The following is a 20,520-nucleotide window of genomic DNA, read 5'->3' on the forward strand; positions in this document are numbered from 1 at the left end:
GTGCGTCAGTCCTGATCCTGGCTCGAGAGGAAGCGTGCGAAGGTCCAGGCGTAGACCGCCGACTCGATGTCGCGGTACGCCGAGGCCAGAGTGGCGACGAGGATCGCGCGCTCCAACAGCCGGTCGCGCAGCATGACGGCCGCCGGGGCGGGCGCCTCGAGATCCGCCGGCGACGCCGGCGTCCGGTCGAGCCGCAGCGCGTCACCGAGCGCCTGCTCGTCACTGTGCAACTGCTGCAGGACGGCCGGCGGCACCGCCGCACGCTCGTCGAGGAAGCAGCGCGCGTCGATCCGCGCCGCCTCGATGCCGATGGCGTGCTCCGGCGCGATGGGCTGGGTCTCGAGATCGCGGATCAGCGCCCGCATCTGGCGCTGGGCCTGTTCCGGGTCCAGCGAGCGGATGTGCTGCAGGCGCACCGGGGAGACCGTGGCCTCCAACCGGTTGCGACCACCGGGGAGGACGGCACCCGCGCGGCGCACGCCCACGAGGTTCTCCTCCCCCACGACGGAGGCGTAGGCCCTGCTCGGGTGGGTCGTCGCCACGGCGGAGAGCGTGTAGCCGTTGCGCCGCGCGTACTCCACCAGCTGGCGCACCGGATCGTCCACGGACGCCCAGCGATAGCCGTCGGGAGCGTTCCACAGCACGCGGACGCCTGCGGGGATCACCACGCCGAGCGGCAGCCACCCGGCGTCCGACGTCGTGACGGCCATGACCGTCTCGGCGTCCTTGACCAGAAGCGCTGCCGCCCAGTGCAGGCCGGACTCCGGTCCGTGCGGTCCGCCGCGCAGCGAGCCGAGGATCGAGGCGACCGCGTCGTGCACCTGCTGCACCTCCGGCGAGGACCGGCGCGGAAGCACCAGGGGCTCAGCGCGCCCGAGGATCACCGGCCCGGTCGCCAGGACGGGCGCAGGACGCGCGGGGACCTCGACAGTCGGTTCCGGGGCGGGCTCGGGCTCCGACGGTGCCGCGGCGGCAGCCGGCACCGTCGGCTCAGCCGGGGTCGTCGATTCGGCCGGGCCCGGGGCCGGTGCGGTCGCCGCCGATACCTGTGCGGGGCCGCTCGCGCTCGGGCGAGTGGCCTTGATCAGCTCGGAGAACTTGACCGCCTTCGGCCCCGCCTTCTTCACGGGTACCGCCGCCGCAGGCACCTTCCCGGCCGCGGGCGCGGCCGGCACGCCTGCGGCCGCAGCATCCGGGGCAGGAGCCGCGTCCTCCGCGGGCACGTCGACGGGATCCGCAGCGGCCTCCCCCGGAGCGGCGTCGTCGGCTGCATCCTCGTGGCGGTCGGCCTCTTCGACCGACTCGACCGGACCCTCGACCGCGTCATCATCCGCGTCACCGTCCGCGACGGTCTGTGCACCGTCCGTCTCGTCGGCGTCCGCGTCGGGCGCCTCGGACTCAGCAGCGGGAGCCTCATCCGCATCGTCGTCGCGCGCCGGCTCACCAGTCTCGTCCGACTCGACCGCAGTCGCCTCGTCCGCGTCACCGTCAGGCACCGGCTCACCAGTCTCGTCCGACTCGACCGCGGCCGCCTCGTCCGCGTCACCGTCGGAGCCATCGGCGCTCGCCGGCTGATCGGTCTCATCGGCTTCGTCCGGGTCCGCCCCCGCCTCCTCCGACTCGACCTCAACGATCTCGCCCGAATCAGGCTCGGGCGCATCGACATCCTCTTCGACGATGTCCTCGCCCTCCGCCCCCGCCACGGCGGAGTCGTCCTCGCTCGAGTCGAGGACGTCCTGCTCGTCGTCGCTCTCGACTGCGATCTCGTCGTTCATCGGTTCCCCGACCGCCTCGGCGTCGTCCTCCACTGCATCCAGGACCCCGGCCCCGTCGATCTCGGTGTCCGGTTCATCGTCCGCGTCGAAGGCGTCGTCGGCGAAGTCGAGCGAGGCGAGCTCGTCCTCGTCCAGGGCGACGTCGTCGATGCCCAGATCCTCCGAGACGTCCACCTCGGCGACGTCCCCCACGGACGCCGCAGTACCGATCGGCTCGTCGGACAGGGATTCCGCCGCAGCCGCCCCGACGCCCGGCACCGTCGGAACGGCACCCGAGCCCCGCCGGGCACCACCCGGTACGCGACCGAAGGAAAGGACATCGTCGTTCGCGGTGTCATCGCGGTGCGCGGCCGCTGCGTCGATCCGGCTCGGCTCCGGATGCTCGGTACCGCCACCCACAGCAAGTGGCTCCCCCGCCTCCTCGCCGAAAGACGCTCCGGCAGCAGTGCTCTCCGCGGCGATCGGCAGGAATCCGGTGGCCGCGGCGACGGGGAACGGACCACTGTTCGCCTCGTGGGGCGCCCGTGCGGCCGCCCCGGGGACCCGCCCGAAGGTGAACCCTTGCTCCAGCGGCTGCGGCAGTGCCGGCACGCCGGTCTCACCGTTCGGACCGGTGTGCGAGGGCGCGCGCCCGAGGCCGAGGAACCCCTCGGAGAGCACGGGCGCAGGCGACTCGACGGCGATCGACGGCGATGCGTCGGTCCGCACCGCCGTCCCGGATTCGACGTCGGGCGTCTCCCGCGCCTCGACCGGCTCGGCCTCGGCGGCACCTGCCGCCGGCTCCGCAGCATCGGCGTCGTCGATCCCGGCGACGTCCGCCTCGTCGGCCTCGGGTGCCGGGACGGAAGCGGGAGCGTCGTCGGGATCGGCGCTCTCGGCATGCAGGACCGCGCCTGACGGCGTCCGACCGAATCCCATGAACACGAGGTCCATCGGGGCCTCGTCGACGGAGTTCGCGAACGCGTCCTCCGCCGCCGCGGCCGCGTCCTCGGGACGGGCGGCCGTCTCGGCACCGGCGGCCTCGTGCCCGTTGACGCTCGCGTGCCCGTTCACCGTGTCGTCGGGGACCGCGTGGGCCTCGTGGTGGCCGTTCACCGCGGTCGCGGCGTCGTCGTGGCCGTTCACCGCGGCGTGGTCATGACCGTTCTGCGCGGCGCGCGTGTTCCGGATCGCGTAGCCGCTGCGCGCGTGCCCGTTCCGCGCCACGCGACCGTTGCGCTCCGTGGCCTCGGCACTGTTCCCGGGCACGCGGCCGAACGCCATGAACCCGCTCACCAGGCCGGCGGCCGGCTTCTTCTTCGCGCTCACGCTCTCGGGCGTGGCCATCTTCTCGGCGACCTCGGCGGCGCGGGCGCGCGCATGCGCGATCAACTCCGCGATCCGTTCGGCCGAGTCGACACCGGTCTGCGCCGACTGGAGTTCCGCGGCCTCGATCTCGGCCTCGACCTGGTAGACGATCTCGGACTGCTCGAGATTGACCTGCTGCAGGCTCCGGGCGAGCTCGCCGAGCGCGGCGGAGACGTGCACGAGCGACTCGCCGACGCGGACGATGCCGATGAAGCTCTGCGCCCACTTGCCCGTCTCGGACTCGAGGAACTCGGCGACATCGACCTCGCCCAGCTGGGCGGTGGCAGTGGTGCCCTCGCTGGCGACGCGGAACGCGTACGACGAAGCCTGGGCGGCGGACAACGCCCGCGACGCCAGATCGTCGGGGGTCACCTCGTCCTCCCAGATCCCTTCGAGGAGGACGTCGGCATGGGGGGTATCAGGGCGATCGATCACTTCGACACCTCACTTCAGACCGAGAGCGGCGATGCTGCCGCGGCGGACGGAACGCTCACGACGAAGCACCCACGGTCGACGGGGTGTGCACCCACACCGATCCGCGGGCCGACTGATCGCTCGTCGGCCGCTCGGCGCGGTTGCGCTGAGCGAGGGCCTCCGCGGCCTCGAGCTCGGGCATGACGTCATCGACGAGATCGTCGATGGCCTCGACGATCCGTTCACCATGTGCGCTGGTGCTGCCCATCGACGAGCTGATCGACGTCACCGTCGATCGCAGTTGCGCCGTGGCGATGGCCGCGCGCGCCTCGATGGCGCGGGCACCCGCGCTCTGGCCGAGGTTCGCACTGCTGTCCGTGTCGGAGCTCAATGCCACCCTCCCGTCCTGCCCAGCCAGTCGGCACACACGTACCGACTGGATTCGTTGTCGCAAAAGAATGTACCACCCCCATTGCAACTGCACTCTTCTGTAGGCGCGCTTGTCCGGCGGAAAGACTGCCAGGTCAGAACACACAGGATCGTTATCGACAATTTTGGTTGTCGGTCATGTTGTGCAAGGTTGCGGCCCGATCCGCCCCGCGGTCGGCGCCCGGGGCGCTCCGCCCCCGATCGCCGGTCGGCGACCGGCGCACACAGCCGGCCCCAATCGTCTCGTCGAGACATCATCACCGCAGGTGGTGGAGCGGTTCCGCGCGGAACCCCCTGCCGGATTCCACCCGACGGGGCGCCACACGCGCAGTTCTTTCGTGAGGATGCACATCAGACACGAGGATTCGATGTCGTAATCCGGTGGAGGTGCACCCTGGTGATCCGAGCGCGAACGCTCGGCCGGGAGGCTGACCGTGCGAAGCTATCGCAATGAATCGATCCCCCGCCGGTCGGTGCTGGGTACTGGCAGCACTGCTGATCCTCGTCGGCTGCTCCGCCACCGTCGACGGCAGCGCCGAGGCCGATCCGAGCGCGATCCGGCTCGATACCGGCGGCTACCCGACGGCACCCCGCGCCGTCCCCGAGCGCACGAACATCAACGACAGCCGCGTGCAGTCCAGTTACGACCTGTCCGCGTACCTCGTGGCCCCGGCCGAGATCGACAAGAACTTCACGTGGGTCGCGCCCGCGTCGACGCCGGTCCTCCCGTCACTGGCCGGGATCGGGACGTTCTTCGGAATCCCCTTCGCCGCCCCGCTTTCGCAGAACGAGAGCTTCGTCGGTGGGGCGGTCTCGGCGCGGCAGACGACCAAGATCGAACGCGAGAGCCCCGACACCGCCCGGATGTTCACCGCCCTCATCCGGTACCGCACCGCCGAGAACGCCGGTGCGGCCGCCCGCGCGGTCCGCACCGGATTCGGTGCCGATCAGCCGTCGAGAATCCCCGCGCATCCCGACGCCTTCCCCGGGGCCGCGATCACACCGCGCGGCCTGACCCGGGTGTGGTGGATGCCCGTCGGTGATCAGCTGCTCATGGTCGGCTTCGGCAACGTCGGCGAGTCCTCAGCGGACGTCCTCGCCGCGACGTGGTTCGACCGCCAGATCGCCGCTCTCCGAACCCTGACCACGACGGCGGAGCAGATGCTGCGGCCGCCTCCCGACCGCGACGGGATCATGTCGCTCACACTGCCGAACGTCGTCCGGACGAGCGACGGGACGCAACCCTCCCTGGGATACCTCACCCCGCGGGCATGGCTCCACGCCGCCGCGGACGACTGGCTCGAGACGAAAGTGCGTCTGGAGCAGGCAGGGGTCGACCTGATCGGGGCAGCGGGATCCGTTGTGCAACGCACGCGCAGCGGCGCCGCCGCCCGAAACCTCTTCGACGACTACAGCAGGGATGCGGGGGCTTCGGGTGCGGCCACAACGCGTGAGCCGGCCGCTCGCGGAGTACCCGGAGTCGTGTGCGAGTCCTACCTCACGAGGGCCAACGGCGACCCCCGCAAGGCCTACTCCTGCGCCTTCGTCGCCGGTCGCTACTACGTCTCCACCGATGCGGTCAGCACGCTGGTGCAGGCACACCAGCAAGCGACGGCGAGCTACCTCATGGTCAAGGACGCGAAGTAGACGAGCCCGTCAGGCGGTGACGCGCGCGACCGCACCCAGCGGGTCGGTGTAGACACCGTCGAGCGCAGCGGCACCGGCGGCCTGCTGCTGCACGCGCCCACCCGCGCCGCTCACACGCACGGCCCGGCCGGGCTCGGCCGACGTGGCCTTCAGCGCGGTGGAGACGTGCGGCAGGATCGCCGTGTGGTCGGTGAACGCCTGGCCGCCGAGGATCAGCCGGTCCGGGTTGAAGATGTCGGCGACGAGGGCCGCCGCCTCACCCAGCACCCGGCCGCGCTCGGCGACGATGGCGCGCGCGGTCTCGTTGCCGCCGTCGGCGAGCTTGTGCAGATCGGCGATGTTGCGCACCGGAAGCTTCTGCGCGCGTGCGGCATCCACGACGGCGGTGTCGGTGACCGCGTCCTCGAGACGGCCGGTGCGCTGCGGGTCCAGCAGCTCGACACCCCGCGTCGGCAGGTGGCCGATGGTGTGCGGGCCCGACTTCGGCGAGTGCACGGCGCCGTGCAGCGCGAGGGCGACGCCCACGGTCTCGCGACCGTAGAAGTACAGCGTCGAGCCCTGGGACTCGTACTCCTCGGACAGGTGCAGCTCGGCTGCGGCCATCGCCTCGACGTGCGGGGCGACGGTCACGGGAAGGCCGATGGCGCCCGAAAGGCGTTCGCCCAGAGCGACGTCCTTCCAGCCGAGGCGCGGGTGATCGGCGACGACGCCGCGATCGTCGACCCGGCCGCCGATCGCGATGCCCGCACCGAGAACGGTACGTCCGTCCCAGCGGGCGAGGAAACGTCGTGCGCTGGTGGCGATCACCGACAGCACCTCACCGGGCTCGCCGCTCTCGGGCGTCGGGATCTGGATGGCGCCGACGATCTTGCCGGCGACGTCGTGCATCGTCACGGTGCTCACCCGGAAGCCGATGTGGATGCCGAGCGCGAGCGGACCGTTCGGATCCACCTCGAGCGGCAGGCGGGGGCGGCCGACGACGCCGCTCGCCGCGCGATCGGCGCGCTCCCGGACCAGGCCGGCCTCGATCAGAGCGGTGACCTGGCGGTTCACCGTGGCGGCGGAGAGCTGGGTCTCGCGGACGATCTCGTCGCGCAACACGAGGCCGCCGCGGCGGATCACCCGCAGGACGGCGGCGGCGGGCTTCTCCGAGACCCGCAGCTGCGGGGCGAAAACCCGTGCGGGCGAAGCGGTGCGGACCTGGCGCTCGGGGGCGGCCGGACGGACGAGCGGATTGCGCGGCCGGGCCGTGCGGGCCTGCGGCGCGCGGGTCGTGGCGGAAGTGGCAGGAAGATCAACGACGGTCATGATTCCTCGTAGGTGTGCGTACGCCGCGACCTGCGGGAACTCTCCCGGGCGCCGGCGTGAAGATGGAGTTGTCGAAGGTGCGGCCCGATCAGAAGGGCCGGCGGGAGGTGCGAGCGGAACGCTCAGCAGCAACACATTCGACAGTGCACGCGAACCATGGGGAGACGGCAACCCAGCGCGACGGTCTCATAACCGACGCGCAGATGTGCCTCAAGACTCCCGGACATGTCATGAAAGTAGCACCCCGAACCGTCGAGCGCGCAAGCGCACGAGACGGAACTGCGACGCAGGTCACACTCCGATCGGGTGTCGGCGTCCGAAACCGCCGTTTCGCCGGGTCACGGCGATGTATTCGCGTCGAGACCGCGCAGAGGGCCGGTTTCGGAGGCGCGCCGGGAGAAACGGGCATCGAGAAAAGCGGTGGCGCGCCGCGCGCACCGGCTCTTATACTCGTCGCCATGCTGTCCTGAGACGTCCTCGGCCCCCGCCGCCCTCGCACCCGGTGTCACACGGTGCCGCGGCCCCTGACGACCTCAAGGAGCATTCATGGCTACCTCTCTCGCTGTCTCAGCACTCTCGCTGCGCTGGCCCGATGGCACCGAAGTCTTCGACGACCTCAGCTTCACCATCCCCGCCGGACGGGCCGCTCTGGTCGGCGCCAACGGCGCCGGCAAGAGCACCATGCTGCGCATCCTCGCAGGTCAGATCACCCCGACCGCGGGCTCCGTGAGCGGGACCGGGCTCGTCGGCTACGTCCCGCAACATCCGCAGGCCCGCCCCGAGGACACACTCGCGGACGCGCTCGGTATCGGCGGCACCGTCGCCGCCCTGCGCCGCATCGAGGGCGGCTCGACCGCCCCCGAGGATTTCGAGGCCGTCGGCGACGACTGGGACGTCGAGGAACGCGCGACCGCCGTCCTCGACGGCCTCGGCCTGCGCCTCGGGGCGCTGGACCGCACCGTCGGGACACTGTCCGGCGGCGAGGCGACGCTGCTGGCGATCGCCGGACAGCTGCTGCGCCGGCCGGACACCCTGCTGCTCGACGAGCCGACCAACAACCTCGATGAGCGCGCCCGCGGCCTGCTCACCGACGCGCTGGAGCGGTTCGGCGGTACGGCCGTCGTGGTCAGTCACGACCTCACACTGCTCGAGCGGATGGACTCCACCGTCGAGCTCTACCGCGGTTCCGTGCGCGTCTTCGGCGGGCCCTACTCGCACTACCGCGAGGTGCTCGATGCCGAGCAGGCCGCCGCGGAACAGGCCGTGACCACGGCGAAGGTCGATCTCAAGGCGCAGCGGCGCGACCTCGTCGAGGCGCAGGTCAAGCTCGACCGGCGCGCGCGGTTCGCCGCGAAGGCCGAGGCGGAGAAGCGGGTCCCGAAGATCATCGCGGGCCTGCGGAAGAACGCCGCGGAGGTCTCGGCCGGCAAGCACCGCGGTCTGCACGAGGACCGCGTCGACTCCGCGCGCGACGCCCTCGACGCCGCCAAGGAGGGCGTCCGCGACGACCGCTCCGTCCGCATCACCATGCCCGAACCGGGCCCGGGGCTGCACCGCCTGCAGCTCGACGACGGTCCGCTGCAGGTCGTGGGCCCGGAGCGGATCGCGCTGGTCGGCCCCAACGGCGCGGGCAAGACGACGGTGCTGCGCCGCGCCATCGCCGCCGCCCGGGCCGCGGAGCCACCGACGGTGATCGGGTACGTCCCGCAGGACGTGCGCTTCGGCCCCGCCGAGAACGGCTCGCTGCTCGACGCCGTGCGCGACGCGCACCCCGATCTCGACGCCCAGCACGCACACGCCGCCCTCGCGCGGATGCTGTTCCGCGGGCGGCAGTCGGAGCGGATCGTCAGCACCCTGAGCGGCGGCGAGCGACTGCGGCTCGCGCTGGCGATCGCCCTGCTCGGGGACCCGGCGCCGTCGCTGCTGGCACTTGACGAGCCGACCAACAACCTCGACGTCCCGTCGGTGGAGCTGCTGGTGGAGGCGTTGAAATCGTGGGAGGGCGCGCTGGTCGTGGTCTCGCACGACCGCGCCTTCCTCGACCTGCTCGAGCTGACCCGCGAGGTCGAGATCACGCGGTAGTCCCCGGGGATTCCGCGTTCTCTTGGCATCCGAAGCCGAATTCGGCTTCGGACCCGGTGTGAGCGCGGAATCTCCTGTTCATCGCGCCGCTCGATAAGCTGCGGGGATGGATCGAGCGGAGGTGTTGCGCGGAGCCATCGCGAACAGCGTGCTCGAGGGGTGGACGCCCACCCCGCTCGACGTCGCGCGACTCACCGCGGTGGCGGACGGCGACGTCGGGCTGGACGACTACGTGGACGCGGCGATCGAGCGGGCACGGAACGCAGCCGTGTCGATCGGCGCACCGGATTGCGTGGAAGTACCCGCCGAGTTCACCGACACCGTTTACCCGGGCACCCGCGTCCTGCGGAACCTCCTCGGGATCCGGGATAGGCAGGTCCTGCGGCAGCTGGAGTTCGAGGTGGGGACCGCGCGGCAGTTCGGCATCGAGACCGGGTTGGTCGCGGTGCCCGCCACCTTCGACGGTGCGCACCTGGTCGCGATCCACCGCGCCCTGTTCGGCGCGCTGTATCCGTGGGCCGGCGTGCACCGGGGGTACGACATGGGGCTGCGGGATCAGACCTTCGGCGCGGCGCTCATCGAGCGCTACCTCGCGGATGCGACCGTGATCCTCCAGCTCCCCCACGAGGCGTTCGCCTCCGTCGCCGCCCCGCGTGAGCGCGACCGGCGCGCCTACGCGCACCGGGCCGCCACCGCCTACGCCTATCTCAATTGCGCGCACCCGTTCCGGGACGGCAACGGGCGCGCGGCGAAGACACTCCTGCAGCTGATGGCAGCGCGAGCCGGGTACCGGTTCGACTACGCCGCGGTCACCAAGAAGCAGTGGGACGGCGCCTCCCGCCAATCGGCACCCGACCTGGGCCACTACCGGCCCGACGCCCATGCGCTGTTCCGGGTCTTCGAGCACCTCACGATCCGCACACCCGCGGTGGACGGCGCGCGGTAACCCCGAGTTGCACAGCGTCATCGCTGCTGCGGGACCGGGGTCACGAATTCTCTCCCGACCCTCTTGCACTCCTCCATTGAACGAGTGTTCAATGGAGGAGTGAGTGAGGAGCCCAGCGCGACTGCGCAACGAATCCGAGACGCTGCGGTGTCCCGGTTCGGGACCGACGGCTTCGGCGTCGGACTCCGCGCGATCGCAGCCGACGCGGGCGTCACCGCGGGCCTGATCATCCACCATTTCGGCAGCAAGGACGGTCTGCGCCGTGCCTGCGACGAGTACATCCGGAACCAGCTCTGGTCCCACAAGCGGGCCCAGGCGGACGCGTCGGCGTTCACCGGGTTCGGAGCCGAGGAGATCGCTGAGCTCACGCCCGCCCTGCGCTACATGATGCGCAGCTTCCAGGCCGGCGGCGACTTCGCCCGCTCGATGATGGACCGGCTCGTCGAGGACACCGAGGGCTACATCGATCAGGGCGTCGCGAGCGGAATGTTCAAGCCCAGCAGGACTCCCGCGAGCCGGGCACGTTTCCTCACGTACCAGGCGGTGGGCGGCATGCTGGTGTGGCACCTGCTGCACACGGATCCCGCACGGCCCGATTTCGCGGCCGAGCTATCGGCCTACATGGAGGCGCTCACCCCGGGCGCGCTCGAGCTGTTCGCCAATGGGCTCATGGTCGACCGGACCATGCTCGACGAGTACCTCCTGTACGTCCCCGATCCGCCCGAGGACGACGTGCCCGCGTGACGCGGGCGCGCCCCTCCAGTTCCTCCGCGCGGTGCAGTCCGCCGCCGCATTCACCTCTCCCGGAAGGGATTCCCCATCATGTCTCACATCATCGACGCCGCTGGACTCTCGAAAAGTTTCGGCAGCGTGACCGCTCTCGATCACCTCGACCTGCAGGTCGAGACCGGGCACGTCCACGGCTTCCTCGGCCCCAACGGAGCCGGCAAGTCCACGACGATCCGGGTGCTTCTCGGACTACTGCGGAAGGACTCCGGCAGCGTGTCGGTGTTCGGTCGCGACCCCTGGTCGGACGCCGTCGAACTGCATCGCTCGCTCGCGTACGTCCCCGGCGACGTCGAGCTCTGGCCGTCGCTCACCGGCGGAGAGGCCATCGACCTGTTCGCACGGTTCCGCGGCGGCGTGGATCCGCACCGCAAGGCGGAGCTGTGCGAGCGCTTCGACCTGGATCCGACCAAGAAGGGCCGGACGTACTCGAAGGGCAATCGGCAGAAGGTCGCGCTCGTTTCCGCGCTGGCATCGGACGTGGATCTGTTGCTGCTCGACGAGCCCACCGCAGGTCTGGACCCACTCATGGAAGCGGTCTTCCAGGAGTGCATCCGCGAGGCCAAGTCCGCGGGCCGGACCGTCCTGCTCTCCAGCCACCTTCTGTCCCAGGTCGAGGCGCTGGCGGACCGGATCTCGATCATCCGGCAGGGCGCGGTCGTCGAGTCCGGCTCGTTGCGCGAGCTGCGTCACCTGACGCGCACGACGGTCGAGGCCGTCACCGCGCACGCTCCCACGGGTCTCGCGGACCTGCGCGGCGTGCACGGTCTGACGACGGAGCACGGGGTGATCCGGTGCGACGTGGACAACGCCGAATTGTCGGCCGTCACCGCGGAGCTCTCCCGCGCCGGGCTGCAGAGCTTGACCGCGCACCCGCCGACGCTCGAGCAGATCCTGTTGCGGCACTACGGCGATGCGGCGACGGAGCCGCGGGAGGAGGCGGCACGATGAGCACCGCACTCGACGCCCGCCCCGTCGTACGGTCCCGCGCCGGCGCGGACGGCCTCGCCGGCACCGGCGTCCTGGTGCGCTCGATGCTCCGCCGAGACCGGATCCGGTTCCCCGCGTGGACACTCGGGCTGGCCGTGCTCATGCAGTACTTCACGGCCGCGATCGGCCAACTGGTGCAGAGCGAGGAGGACCTCCAGGGCCTGACCGGATTCACCTCCAGCGGTGTGGGCGCACTGTTCGGCGGCGTCATCGGATTCGACCAGCTCACCATTGAGCGGTTCCTGGTGGGCCAGTACGGGCTGTACATCATTCTCGGCGCCTCCCTCATGGGACTGCTCACCGTCGTCCGGCACACCCGCGCCGAGGAGCAGACCGGGCGCGCGGAGCTGGTCCGCGCGAACGTGGTCGGCCGCCACGCGCAACTCACCGCCGCCCTCGTGATGACCCTGCTGATGTCGTTCACGGTGACTGTCCTCGTCGCACTCGTGATGATCGGCGGCGGTTACGGTTCCGGTGGAGCCGTACTCTTCGGCGCCTCGATCGGTGCGGCGGGAATCGTCTTCGGTGCGGTCGCGGCAGTCACGGCGCAGCTCTCGGAGTACCCGCGCGCGGCGGCCGGGATGGCCGGCGGCGTTCTCGGGATCGCGTTCGTGCTGCGCGGATTCGGCGACATGGCGTCCTCACAGGGAGCCGGCCCGGCGTGGCTGAGCTGGCTGTCACCGATCGGCTGGTCGCAGCAGACCGGTCCGTACACCTACGACCGCTGGTGGCCGCTCGGAATCTCGGTGGCAGCGGCCTGCGTCTGCGCCGCCGTCGGCTACTACCTGTCCACCCGCCGGGACGTGGGCGCGGCCCTGATTCCGCCGAGCCCGGGGTCACCCACCCTGGCGGCATGGGTCACCGCGCCGGCGGGCCTGGCCCTGCGCCTGCAACGGCCGGGACTGATCGGCTGGACGGTGTCGGTGGCCGTCGCCGGCGCCGCCTTCGGAGCCTTCACCAAGCCCATCGCGGACGGATTCGCCGACGCCCCAGAGGAACTGACCAAGGTGCTCGGCGGAAGCGGCGATCTACTGCGCGGCTACCTGGGCGTGATGGGCTCGACCGCGGGATTCCTCGTCGCCGTCTTCGCCGTCCTCGCCGTGCAGGCGCTCAAGTCCGAGGAGACGGAGGGCCGCGCCGAGCCTGCGCTGGCGTGTGCGATCAGCCGAACGCAGTGGATGACCGGGTGGTTGGCCGTCACTGTGGCCGCCGTCCCGGTCCTGCTCCTGGCGATGGGACTCGGCACCGGCCTCGGCGCGGGCATCGGCACCGGCGACGCCTCCCTGATCGGCAGCACCGTGCTCGGACACGTGGCGCACACGCCCGCGGTGTGGACCGTGCTGGCCGTCGCCGCCCTGCTGTACGGCATCACGCCACGGCTCACGGCACTGGTGTGGGTCATCGTCGTCTACGGCTACTTCGCCGGGATGTTCGGCGCACTCCTCAACCTGCCCGATGCGATGGAGTGGCTCTCGCCGTTCGCTCACATCGGGAACCACCCCGCGGATCCGATCAACGGGGCCGCGGTGGCGATCCTGGTCGCGGTCGCGGCGGTGATCGCGGCCCTCGGCCTGCGCGCGTTCGGGCGCAGGGACCTCGCTCTGACGACCTGATCGCAGCTCCGTCGATCGACGCCGGGCCGTCCTCCTGCGGGGCCGCCCGGCGTCGATCCGCCGTCGCCGACTCTCCCCCTGGGGAGGGATGCTGTAAACTGAAGTCCGGTGCGCCGGGAAGTCTGGTCGGCAAATTCGTTGTCGCCGACCCGATGAGGTACCCCGACCATGCCCGCGATCGCTCCCAAAAACCTTGGCCCCGTGTTGTTCCGACGCGGTTCGCCCGATGAGACCCGACGCATCACCGAGCTGCTCCGCAAGGAGACCGTCGGAGGATTTCTTCTGGTCCTCGCGGCGATCGCCGCGCTGATCGCCGCGAACAGCGCCTTCGCGGATGACTACGAACGCCTCCGCAGCGTCACCATCGGTTACGCCCCTTGGCATCTCGAACTCACGCTGGGGCAGTGGGCCTCCGACGGCCTGCTCGCCATCTTCTTCTTCCTCGTCGGCCTGGAGCTCAAGCGCGAGTTCGTGCTCGGGGAACTGCGTTCTCCCCGTACGGCTGCGGTGCCCGTCGTAGCCGCCCTCGGCGGCGTGATCGCCCCCGCGCTGATCTACCTCGCCTTCACTGCGGGCACGAACGGATCCGACGGCTGGGCCATCCCGACGGCGACCGACATCGCCTTCGCCGTCGCCGTTCTCGCCGTCGTCGGCTCCCACCTGCCATCGGCGCTGCGCCTGTTCCTCCTGACCCTGGCCGTCGTCGACGACCTGCTGGCGATCAGCATCATCGCCATCGCCTACACGGAGCAGGTGCTGTGGACGCCGCTGTTCTGGTCGGTGATTCCGCTCGGCGTGTTCGCCTTCCTCACCCACCGCTACGCCGCGTTCTTCTCCCGGCACCACGTCGCCGCCTGGATCGTGCTGCTGCCCATCGGATTCACGTTCTGGGCGCTGGTCCACGCCTCGGGCATCCACGCCACGATCGCGGGCGTCCTCCTCGGCTTCGTCGTGCCGGTCCTACGCGGCGGACCCGATTCGGGCGCGGGCCTCGCCGAGGAGTTCGAGCACCGGTTCCGCCCGTTGTCCGCGGGCATCGCGGTCCCCGTCTTCGCCTTCATGGCGGCGGGCGTCCCCGTCCTCGGCAGCAGCGGCGTCTCGCTGTCCGAGACGCTGACCGATCCGATCGTCCTCGGCATCGCGGCGGGCCTCCTCCTGGGCAAGCCGCTCGGCATCCTCAGCTGCACGTGGGCCGTCACGAAGCTCACCCGCAGCACGCTGGATCCCGCGATCCGCTGGATCGACCTCACCGCCGTGTCCCTGCTCGCCGGAATCGGTTTCACCGTCTCGCTGCTCATCGCCGAGCTCACCTTCACCGATTCCGCCGCGGCGCTGACCAACGCCAAGCTGGCCATCCTCGTCGCCTCCACGGCGGCCGCGATCGCCGCGGGCACCGTTCTCGCGTTCCGAAGCCGGCACTACCGCCGCATCGAGGAGGCCGCCACCGAGCCCGACGTCGCGCAGACCGGCGAGGGCGCGACGGCGGCAACACCCGGTGCGGCCGGGGACCCGGCCCCGTCGACGTCGGCCGACCGATGACCGACACCGACGGCGACGCGCCCGCGGTGCTGATCGTCAAGACCTTCGTCCCGACGACCGCGCGGTGGCTGATCGGCACCGCGCGGCGCCCGATCTGGCTGCGGATCGACGATCGTCCGATCCGCCTCGACCGCGACGTCGACCTCCGCATCGAACTCCCGGCGGGCACGCACACGCTGACGGCGGCACCGTCGTCCGGCGTCACCGAGACCCCCACGCCCCGCCAATGGGCACGTTCGTCGGAGAGCCTGGAGACGCACCTCGGTGCGGGGCAGACCGCCGTCGTCGTGGTGATCTCGACCCACCTCGGGCTGAAGATCGGCTCGCTCGTCCGCTGCCGCCGGCCGTGACCGCGGAGTGGCGTCAGAGCCGGTAGCTCTCGAGTCCCAACCAGCCGGCCATCTCGGCGACGGTCTTCTCCAGCGCCGCTTCCGATTCCGTGTCCCGACCGCCGGGTTCCCAGGTGGTGGAGTGCACCAGCAGCTCCCCCGCCGCCCGGTCGGCCTTGACGTCGCATCGCGCCACGATCCGGTCCCCGAACAGGAAGGGCAGCACGTAGTAGCCGTGCACCCGCTTCTCCTTGGGCGTGTAGATCTCGATGCGGTAGAAGAAGTCGAACAGCGCCTCGGCGCGCTCGCGCTGCCACACCAGCGGGTCGAACGGGGACAGCAGCGCCCGGGCCGTGATCGCCCTGGGGCGCTTGGCCTCGGCGTGCAGGTAGACGGCGCCGGGCCACCAGTCGGCTTCCACCGGGATGAGCTCGCCTGCGGCCACGAGCTTCTCGACTGCGGGTGCGGCCTGCGCAGTGGAGAGCCGGAAGTAGTCGCGCAGGCAGCGCAGGTTCCCGATGCCGTGCGCCTTCGCCGACTGCCGGATCAGCTCGACGTAGGCGTCCTCGTCCGAAACCTCCCGTTCCGCAAGCTCGCCGAGCACCGCAGAGGTCGGGGCGTAGAGCCGCTCGAACTGACTGGTGCGCCCGGCGCTGGTGACCTCGCCGGCGTGGAAGAGCACCTCGAGCCCCTCCTTCACCGACGACCAGTTCCAGCCCCAGTGCGTCTTCTCCACCACCTGCTCGTGCTCCAGGTGCGCCTCGAGGGCGCGCGCGGTGAGCGGCGGCAGCGCGGCGAGTTCGGTGCGCAGCCGGTCGAGCTGGCCGGGGTGGCGGGACTCGTAGCTCGCGAACCGCTGGGTCACCCGGTCCGCAGTCCGACGGTGCCGCAGCAGCGGCCAGGTCTCGGGTGGCACCAGCGAGGCCTCGTGCGCCCAGGCCTCGACGAGCCGCCGCGGCGCCTTGTCGCGAGCGCGGTCGAGCAGGGCCGTGTCGTAGTCGCCGAGCCGCGCGAACAGCGGGAGGTACTGGCTGCGGGTGACCACGTTGACGCTGTCGATCTGGATCAGTTTGAGCCGGTCGATCGCCTTCTGGACCTGCCGCATCGTCGGGGTGGAGGTGCCGGCGAAGCCCGGCTCGAAGCCCTGGGCCGCGAGGGCGATCCGACGGGCCTGGGGCTGGGTGATCCTCATGCGCGGGCCGCGGCGAGCCGCGGGAAGAGGTACTGCTCGAGCATCGGCGCGATGGTGACGTCGCCGTGGTCGGCGGGGTCGATCCAGCGGGCCTCGGCGATCTCCGCCGCGACCCGCGGCTCCACGCGCAGCTCGGTGGCGAAGACGGTGGACTCGATATCGGTGTTCGCCTCGTTCGCCGCAGGGCCGCGCCAGGACACCAGGTGCGAGAGATCGTCCGTGGTCAGCGCGACGCCGAGCTCCTCGTCGACCTCGCGGACCGCGCAGTCGATCGGCGCCTCCCCCGGCTCCAGCTTGCCGCCGGGCAGCATGAAGGCATCGGTGCCGCGTTTGCGCACCGTGAGCACCCGCCCGGTCTCGTCCCGGAAACACACCGCCGCCACCGTCAGCACGTCCATGCACGCCACCCTAGCGAGGACCACCGACACGTTCCTCGCTCAGCACTCCGGGATCAGGCCGCACGCAGACCGGCAGCGGGCTCGGCGCGCAGCGAGGTCCTCGCGGGAAGCCACAGAACCAGGGACAGGACCAACCAGATGAGCGCGAACCCGAACACCGGCACCGCCCAGGGGACGGAGACGACGGAGCGGCCCGCGAACGCGGGCGAGCCGACGGCGGCCGCCGTGACGGTGAGCGCGACCGGCACGACGGCGAGCACGACACCCGCCAGCGCCAGCTGAAGGGCCTGCCATCCGTACCACGCCGTCACCTGACGCCGCGGCATACCCGCCACCCGCAGCAGTGCCTGCTCACGATCGCGGTCACGGGACGCGAGCGCGATCACCGCGGCCGACGTGACCAGGAGCACCACACTGATGAGGCCGGCCAGGACGAGTGTGTCGGTGAGGTTCGTCGCCGTGGCGTCGCCCCTCGCGGTGACGACCGCCGCTGTCGACTCGACCGAAGCGAGCATGACGCCGATGCCGCCGACACCGGCTGCCAACGGTGCGACGGTGTTCGCGCTCGTACCGGCACGCGCAACGGCGGCCGCGGCCGCGAGCGAACCGATGACGCTACCCACGCAGGCGGCCGCGTGACCGAACCCCATCAGAATCACCGGCACGACCAACGGGCCGAGGACGTACACCGCCGCGACCGCACAGAGACCGGTGTAGAGGGACAGATTGAACAGCGCCGCCACGCCCGTGTCCGGACCTACCGACGAGGCGGCGAGAATCATCCCGAGCGCGGCGACGAGCAGAAGCGCACCCGCCGGCACTCGCCACCACCCGTCTCGGCGGGGAGTGACCCCGGTCGAGCGGAAGACGACGATCGCGCGGGTCCGCGCGCCTCGCCGAGCAGGGCCGACCGCCCCGAGTAGGCAGGTCAGGACACCGACGGCCAGGGACAGGAACCAGGCGAACGGGGACGGAGGCAGAGTCGGCGCCGCGAATCCCGGCGCCGCCATCTCGTTGAACATCGGCACGGCGAAGTAGGCGGCGACGAGCGCAGCGAACGAGCCGGGGACCGCACCGATCAGGGCAGCGGTGGCGACGAGCGCCCAGATCCCGTGCCGTACATCACGGGGACTCGCGCCGACCAGCCTCCACTGGGCAAAGGTGCGCCTGGTGGCTTCGACCGTGGCATTGCCGACGACGGTGAGGGCGAACACCCCCAACGCGGCGACCACGACGTAGATCGTCTGCGCGACGATGGTGAACTCGGAGACCGCGCGCCCCTGCGCCTCGACCGCGGCGACGAAGCGGGGGTCGCGGGCCCACGCGAACTGGGTCGCGCACAGGCCGACCAGCGCCGTGATCATCGCGATGGTGGTGATCGCCGGCCACCAACCGCGAGCGTCGGCGAGAAGGATGCGCAGCCCGTACCTATACACGACGGTTGCCCTCGAATCGCGCTGAGAGAACTGTGATCTCGTCAACCGAGAGGCGTCCCGCGACGTGCTCGATCGCCCCGTCGCGCAGGAACACTACGCGATCGGCCAGCGCAGCGGACTCGACGTCGTGAGTGACCATGACGACGGAGCATCCCCGGCCTGCCAGGTCCCGCAGAACACGCAGCACCACACCGGTGTTCACGGTATCGAGGGCGCCGGTGGGCTCGTCCGCGAAGATCACCGACGGCTCCGCCAGGAGCGCACGGCACAGCGCCACCCGCTGCTGTTCGCCGCCCGAGAGTGCGGCCGCCTTCTCCCGCCTCTTCTCGAGCAGGCCGAACCGCGACAGCGTCTCGCCCAGCGCGGTACTGCTGACGGGTCGCCGCGCGAGCACCTGCGGCAGTCGGAGATTCTCTTCGACCGTGAGGTAGTCGATCAGGTTGTACTGCTGGAAGACGAAGCCGACCGAGGGCCGCAGGAACCGCGTACGCCTCTCCTCACTCAGCGCGTACACATCGACGCCCCCGATGAGTACACGCCCTTCGTCGGGGCGGTCGAGGCCGCTCAGGCAGTAGAGCAGCGAGGTCTTCCCCGCGCCGCTCGGGCCGACGATCGCGGTCAGGCCGCCGCCCCGTACCGCGAGCGAACAGCCACGCAGGACGGGCGTCTGTTGCCGGTTTCCCGACGGGAAGGTCACGACCCCTTCCGCGCGGATCTCCGGAACCGCCGCGACGTCCTCGGCCGCAGGGGCCGTGGTGGGCAATCTGGAACGGAACCTCATGCTCCCATCTGACGCCACAGTAGCGGGCCGGTCGATCGCGATATCACCCGTTTCCACGGTAGGGCCTGCACTACCCCCGCGGACGTCCAGCCGGTCGTGTCCTCAGCACTCCGGCACGTTGACGGCGAGGCCGCCGAGGGAGGTCTCCTTGTACTTCGACAGCATGTCGGCGCCGGTCTGGCGCATGGTCTCGATGGCCTGATCCAGGGAGACGCGGTGCGTGCCGTCGCCGTGCAGGGCGATGCGGGCGGCGTTGACGGCCTTCACGGACGCGATGGCGTTGCGCTCGATGCAGGGGATCTGCACGAGCCCGCCGATCGGATCGCAGGTCAGGCCCAGGTTGTGCTCGATGCCGATCTCGGCGGCGTTCTCCACCTGCGCCGCGCTCGCGCCCATGACCTGCGCGAGCGCGCCGGCCGCCATGGAGCAGGCGGAGCCGACCTCGCCCTGGCAGCCCACCTCGGCGCCGGAGATGGAGGCGCGCCGCTTGTAGAGCACGGCGATCGCGGCGGCGGTGAGCAGGTAGTCGCACACCGTTTCCTCGCGCCGCTCGGCGAGGTGCGGCCGGAACTTCAGGGCGTAGTACAGCACTGACGGCACGATCCCGGCCGCGCCGTTCGTGGGCGCGGTGACGATCCGCCCGCCGCACGCGTTCTCCTCGTTGACGGCCATCGCCGCGACGTTGAGCCAGTCCATGGCATCGGCACCGTCGGAATCGACGAGCCGCCGGTAGAGGCCCGGCGCGCGCCGCTTGACCCCGAGCCCGCCGGGCAGCATGCCCTCGCCGCGGAAGCCCCGCTCGATGCAGGCCTCCATGACCTCCCAGATGTGCAGCAGCCCGGCACGCACCTCGCGCTCGGCCACCTCCGGCGTCTCGCCGGTCCGGGCGCCGCGGAGCGCGATCTCGTTCTCCAGCATCAGCTCCGGCACCGTCTTACCGGTGCGCGGGCAGGTCTCGAGCAGGTCGGCGGCGGTCTCGAAGTCGTGCGGTACGCGGGAGGTGCCGGCGAGCGGATTCACCGTCTCCGCACCGGATTCGCGCTCGACGAAGCCGCCGCCCACGGAGTAGTAGACCGCCTCGTGCTCGGTGCCGTCGGCGAGCTCGGCGCTGAACCGGATGCCGTTGGTGTGCCGGGGCAGCACCGTCAGCGGGTGCAGCACGATCTGCTCTGCGCTCAGCGGCACCTCGTCGCGATCGCTGACGAGCACGGTGCCGGTCGCCTCGATCTCGGCGCTGCGCTTGGCGACGTCATCGGGATCGACGGTCTCCGGCCGGTTGCCCTCCAGCCCCAGCAGCACGGCCGCGAAGGTGCCGTGGCCGCGCCCGGTGGCGGCGAGCGAGCCGTACAGGTCGACGCGCACCGTGCGCACCGTCGACCCCAGGGCCCGCAGCTCGTCCGCGAAGTCGGCCCCCGCCCGCATGGGCCCGACGGTGTGCGAACTCGACGGGCCGATGCCCACCGAGAACAGCTCGAACACACTGATCGTCACCTCTTCAGCGTAAGCCC

At 71.1% G+C, this 20,520-nt stretch carries 16 protein-coding genes; 8 read left to right on the top strand and 8 right to left on the bottom strand.

Translation table 11 applies throughout. The features are described 5' to 3' along the window. Positions 1–5 precede the first annotated feature (5 nt). Together BLQ62_RS22090 and BLQ62_RS22095 are read right to left on the bottom strand one after the other, a co-directional pair. Positions 6–3,557: a midas domain-containing protein gene (locus BLQ62_RS22090; RefSeq protein WP_068563953.1), complete on the bottom strand. Its 3,552-nt coding sequence runs from the start codon at positions 3,555–3,557 to the stop codon at positions 6–8. 55 nt (positions 3,558–3,612) lie between these two features. Continuing rightward, complete coding sequence (locus tag BLQ62_RS22095; protein ID WP_068530778.1) at positions 3,613–3,927, bottom strand: hypothetical protein; 315 nt, start codon at positions 3,925–3,927, stop codon at positions 3,613–3,615. A gap of 488 nt (positions 3,928–4,415) precedes the next feature. On the opposite strand from BLQ62_RS22095, the gene BLQ62_RS22100 reads away from it, so the two are divergent. After that, entirely contained in the window at positions 4,416–5,612 is a 1,197-nt protein-coding gene (locus BLQ62_RS22100; protein ID WP_068530775.1) for a DUF7373 family lipoprotein, read from the top strand. A gap of 9 nt (positions 5,613–5,621) precedes the next feature. Here BLQ62_RS22100 and BLQ62_RS22105 read toward each other — a convergent pair whose 3' ends face one another. Then, positions 5,622–6,920, bottom strand: coding sequence for an ROK family transcriptional regulator (locus BLQ62_RS22105; protein ID WP_068530773.1), 1,299 nt, complete (start codon positions 6,918–6,920; stop codon positions 5,622–5,624). A gap of 546 nt (positions 6,921–7,466) precedes the next feature. On the opposite strand from BLQ62_RS22105, the gene BLQ62_RS22110 reads away from it, so the two are divergent. The 7 genes from BLQ62_RS22110 to BLQ62_RS22140 all read left to right on the top strand — a co-directional run bounded on the left by BLQ62_RS22110 (position 7,467) and on the right by BLQ62_RS22140 (position 15,226). Next, positions 7,467–9,002 carry an ABC-F family ATP-binding cassette domain-containing protein gene (locus BLQ62_RS22110; RefSeq protein ID WP_068563951.1) on the top strand — a complete coding sequence of 512 codons (1,536 nt, stop codon included), beginning with the start codon at positions 7,467–7,469 and terminating at the stop codon, positions 9,000–9,002. A 106-nt stretch (positions 9,003–9,108) separates the two neighbouring features. After that, positions 9,109–9,948: a Fic family protein gene (locus BLQ62_RS22115; protein ID WP_068563949.1), complete on the top strand. Its 840-nt coding sequence runs from the start codon at positions 9,109–9,111 to the stop codon at positions 9,946–9,948. Positions 9,949–10,047: 99 nt separating this feature from the next. Beyond that, a complete protein-coding gene (locus BLQ62_RS22120) occupies positions 10,048–10,692 on the top strand; it encodes a TetR/AcrR family transcriptional regulator (RefSeq protein WP_068530761.1) in 645 nt (214 codons plus the stop codon). Positions 10,693–10,770: 78 nt separating this feature from the next. Next, entirely contained in the window at positions 10,771–11,685 is a 915-nt protein-coding gene (locus BLQ62_RS22125) for an ABC transporter ATP-binding protein (RefSeq protein WP_068530758.1), read from the top strand. Further along, positions 11,682–13,337, top strand: coding sequence for an ABC transporter permease (locus BLQ62_RS22130; protein WP_068563945.1), 1,656 nt, complete (start codon positions 11,682–11,684; stop codon positions 13,335–13,337). Before BLQ62_RS22125 ends, BLQ62_RS22130 begins: the two co-directional genes overlap by 4 nt. A gap of 168 nt (positions 13,338–13,505) precedes the next feature. Then, positions 13,506–14,876: a Na+/H+ antiporter NhaA gene (gene nhaA, locus BLQ62_RS22135; RefSeq protein ID WP_082756180.1), complete on the top strand. Its 1,371-nt coding sequence runs from the start codon at positions 13,506–13,508 to the stop codon at positions 14,874–14,876. Beyond that, on the top strand, positions 14,873–15,226 hold the full coding sequence (locus BLQ62_RS22140) for a hypothetical protein (RefSeq protein WP_068563943.1): 354 nt from the start codon (positions 14,873–14,875) through the stop codon (positions 15,224–15,226). Before nhaA ends, BLQ62_RS22140 begins: the two co-directional genes overlap by 4 nt. Positions 15,227–15,239: 13 nt before the next feature. On the opposite strand, the gene BLQ62_RS22145 is transcribed toward BLQ62_RS22140, so the two are convergent. From BLQ62_RS22145 to BLQ62_RS22165, 5 genes are all read right to left on the bottom strand, one after another. Beyond that, positions 15,240–16,397 carry a winged helix-turn-helix domain-containing protein gene (locus BLQ62_RS22145; RefSeq protein ID WP_068563941.1) on the bottom strand — a complete coding sequence of 386 codons (1,158 nt, stop codon included), beginning with the start codon at positions 16,395–16,397 and terminating at the stop codon, positions 15,240–15,242. Continuing rightward, positions 16,394–16,795 carry an NUDIX hydrolase gene (locus BLQ62_RS22150; RefSeq protein ID WP_068563939.1) on the bottom strand — a complete coding sequence of 134 codons (402 nt, stop codon included), beginning with the start codon at positions 16,793–16,795 and terminating at the stop codon, positions 16,394–16,396. The genes BLQ62_RS22145 and BLQ62_RS22150 overlap by 4 nt, the downstream gene beginning before the upstream one ends. Positions 16,796–16,848: 53 nt before the next feature. Continuing rightward, complete coding sequence (locus BLQ62_RS22155; RefSeq protein ID WP_068563937.1) at positions 16,849–18,231, bottom strand: FtsX-like permease family protein; 1,383 nt, start codon at positions 18,229–18,231, stop codon at positions 16,849–16,851. Continuing rightward, the gene (locus BLQ62_RS22160; RefSeq protein ID WP_082756179.1) at positions 18,224–19,012 is read right to left on the bottom strand and encodes an ABC transporter ATP-binding protein; all 789 of its coding nucleotides are present in this window, start codon (positions 19,010–19,012) and stop codon (positions 18,224–18,226) included. The genes BLQ62_RS22155 and BLQ62_RS22160 overlap by 8 nt, the downstream gene beginning before the upstream one ends. A gap of 102 nt (positions 19,013–19,114) precedes the next feature. Then, complete coding sequence (locus BLQ62_RS22165) at positions 19,115–20,503, bottom strand: L-serine ammonia-lyase (protein WP_068563935.1); 1,389 nt, start codon at positions 20,501–20,503, stop codon at positions 19,115–19,117. Between the last annotated feature and the right edge of the window lie 17 nt (positions 20,504–20,520).

The sequence above is a fragment of the Tsukamurella pulmonis genome (assembly GCF_900103175.1).
GTDB classification, from domain to species: domain Bacteria; phylum Actinomycetota; class Actinomycetes; order Mycobacteriales; family Mycobacteriaceae; genus Tsukamurella; species Tsukamurella pulmonis.

Bases quoted from the DNA above. Each gene is read 5' to 3' on its own strand.
- BLQ62_RS22105 (WP_068530773.1), bottom strand. From the start codon at position 6,920: ATGACCGTCGTTGATCTTCCTGCCACTTCCGCCACGACCCGCGCGCCG.
- BLQ62_RS22130 (WP_068563945.1), top strand. From the start codon at position 11,682: ATGAGCACCGCACTCGACGCCCGCCCCGTCGTACGGTCCCGCGCCGGC.
- nhaA (WP_082756180.1), top strand. From the start codon at position 13,506: ATGCCCGCGATCGCTCCCAAAAACCTTGGCCCCGTGTTGTTCCGACGC.
- BLQ62_RS22115 (WP_068563949.1), top strand. From the start codon at position 9,109: ATGGATCGAGCGGAGGTGTTGCGCGGAGCCATCGCGAACAGCGTGCTC.
- BLQ62_RS22145 (WP_068563941.1), bottom strand. From the start codon at position 16,397: ATGAGGATCACCCAGCCCCAGGCCCGTCGGATCGCCCTCGCGGCCCAG.
- BLQ62_RS22125 (WP_068530758.1), top strand. From the start codon at position 10,771: ATGTCTCACATCATCGACGCCGCTGGACTCTCGAAAAGTTTCGGCAGC.
- BLQ62_RS22140 (WP_068563943.1), top strand. From the start codon at position 14,873: ATGACCGACACCGACGGCGACGCGCCCGCGGTGCTGATCGTCAAGACC.
- BLQ62_RS22110 (WP_068563951.1), top strand. From the start codon at position 7,467: ATGGCTACCTCTCTCGCTGTCTCAGCACTCTCGCTGCGCTGGCCCGAT.
- BLQ62_RS22160 (WP_082756179.1), bottom strand. From the start codon at position 19,012: ATGAGGTTCCGTTCCAGATTGCCCACCACGGCCCCTGCGGCCGAGGAC.
- BLQ62_RS22150 (WP_068563939.1), bottom strand. From the start codon at position 16,795: ATGGACGTGCTGACGGTGGCGGCGGTGTGTTTCCGGGACGAGACCGGG.
- BLQ62_RS22100 (WP_068530775.1), top strand. From the start codon at position 4,416: ATGAATCGATCCCCCGCCGGTCGGTGCTGGGTACTGGCAGCACTGCTG.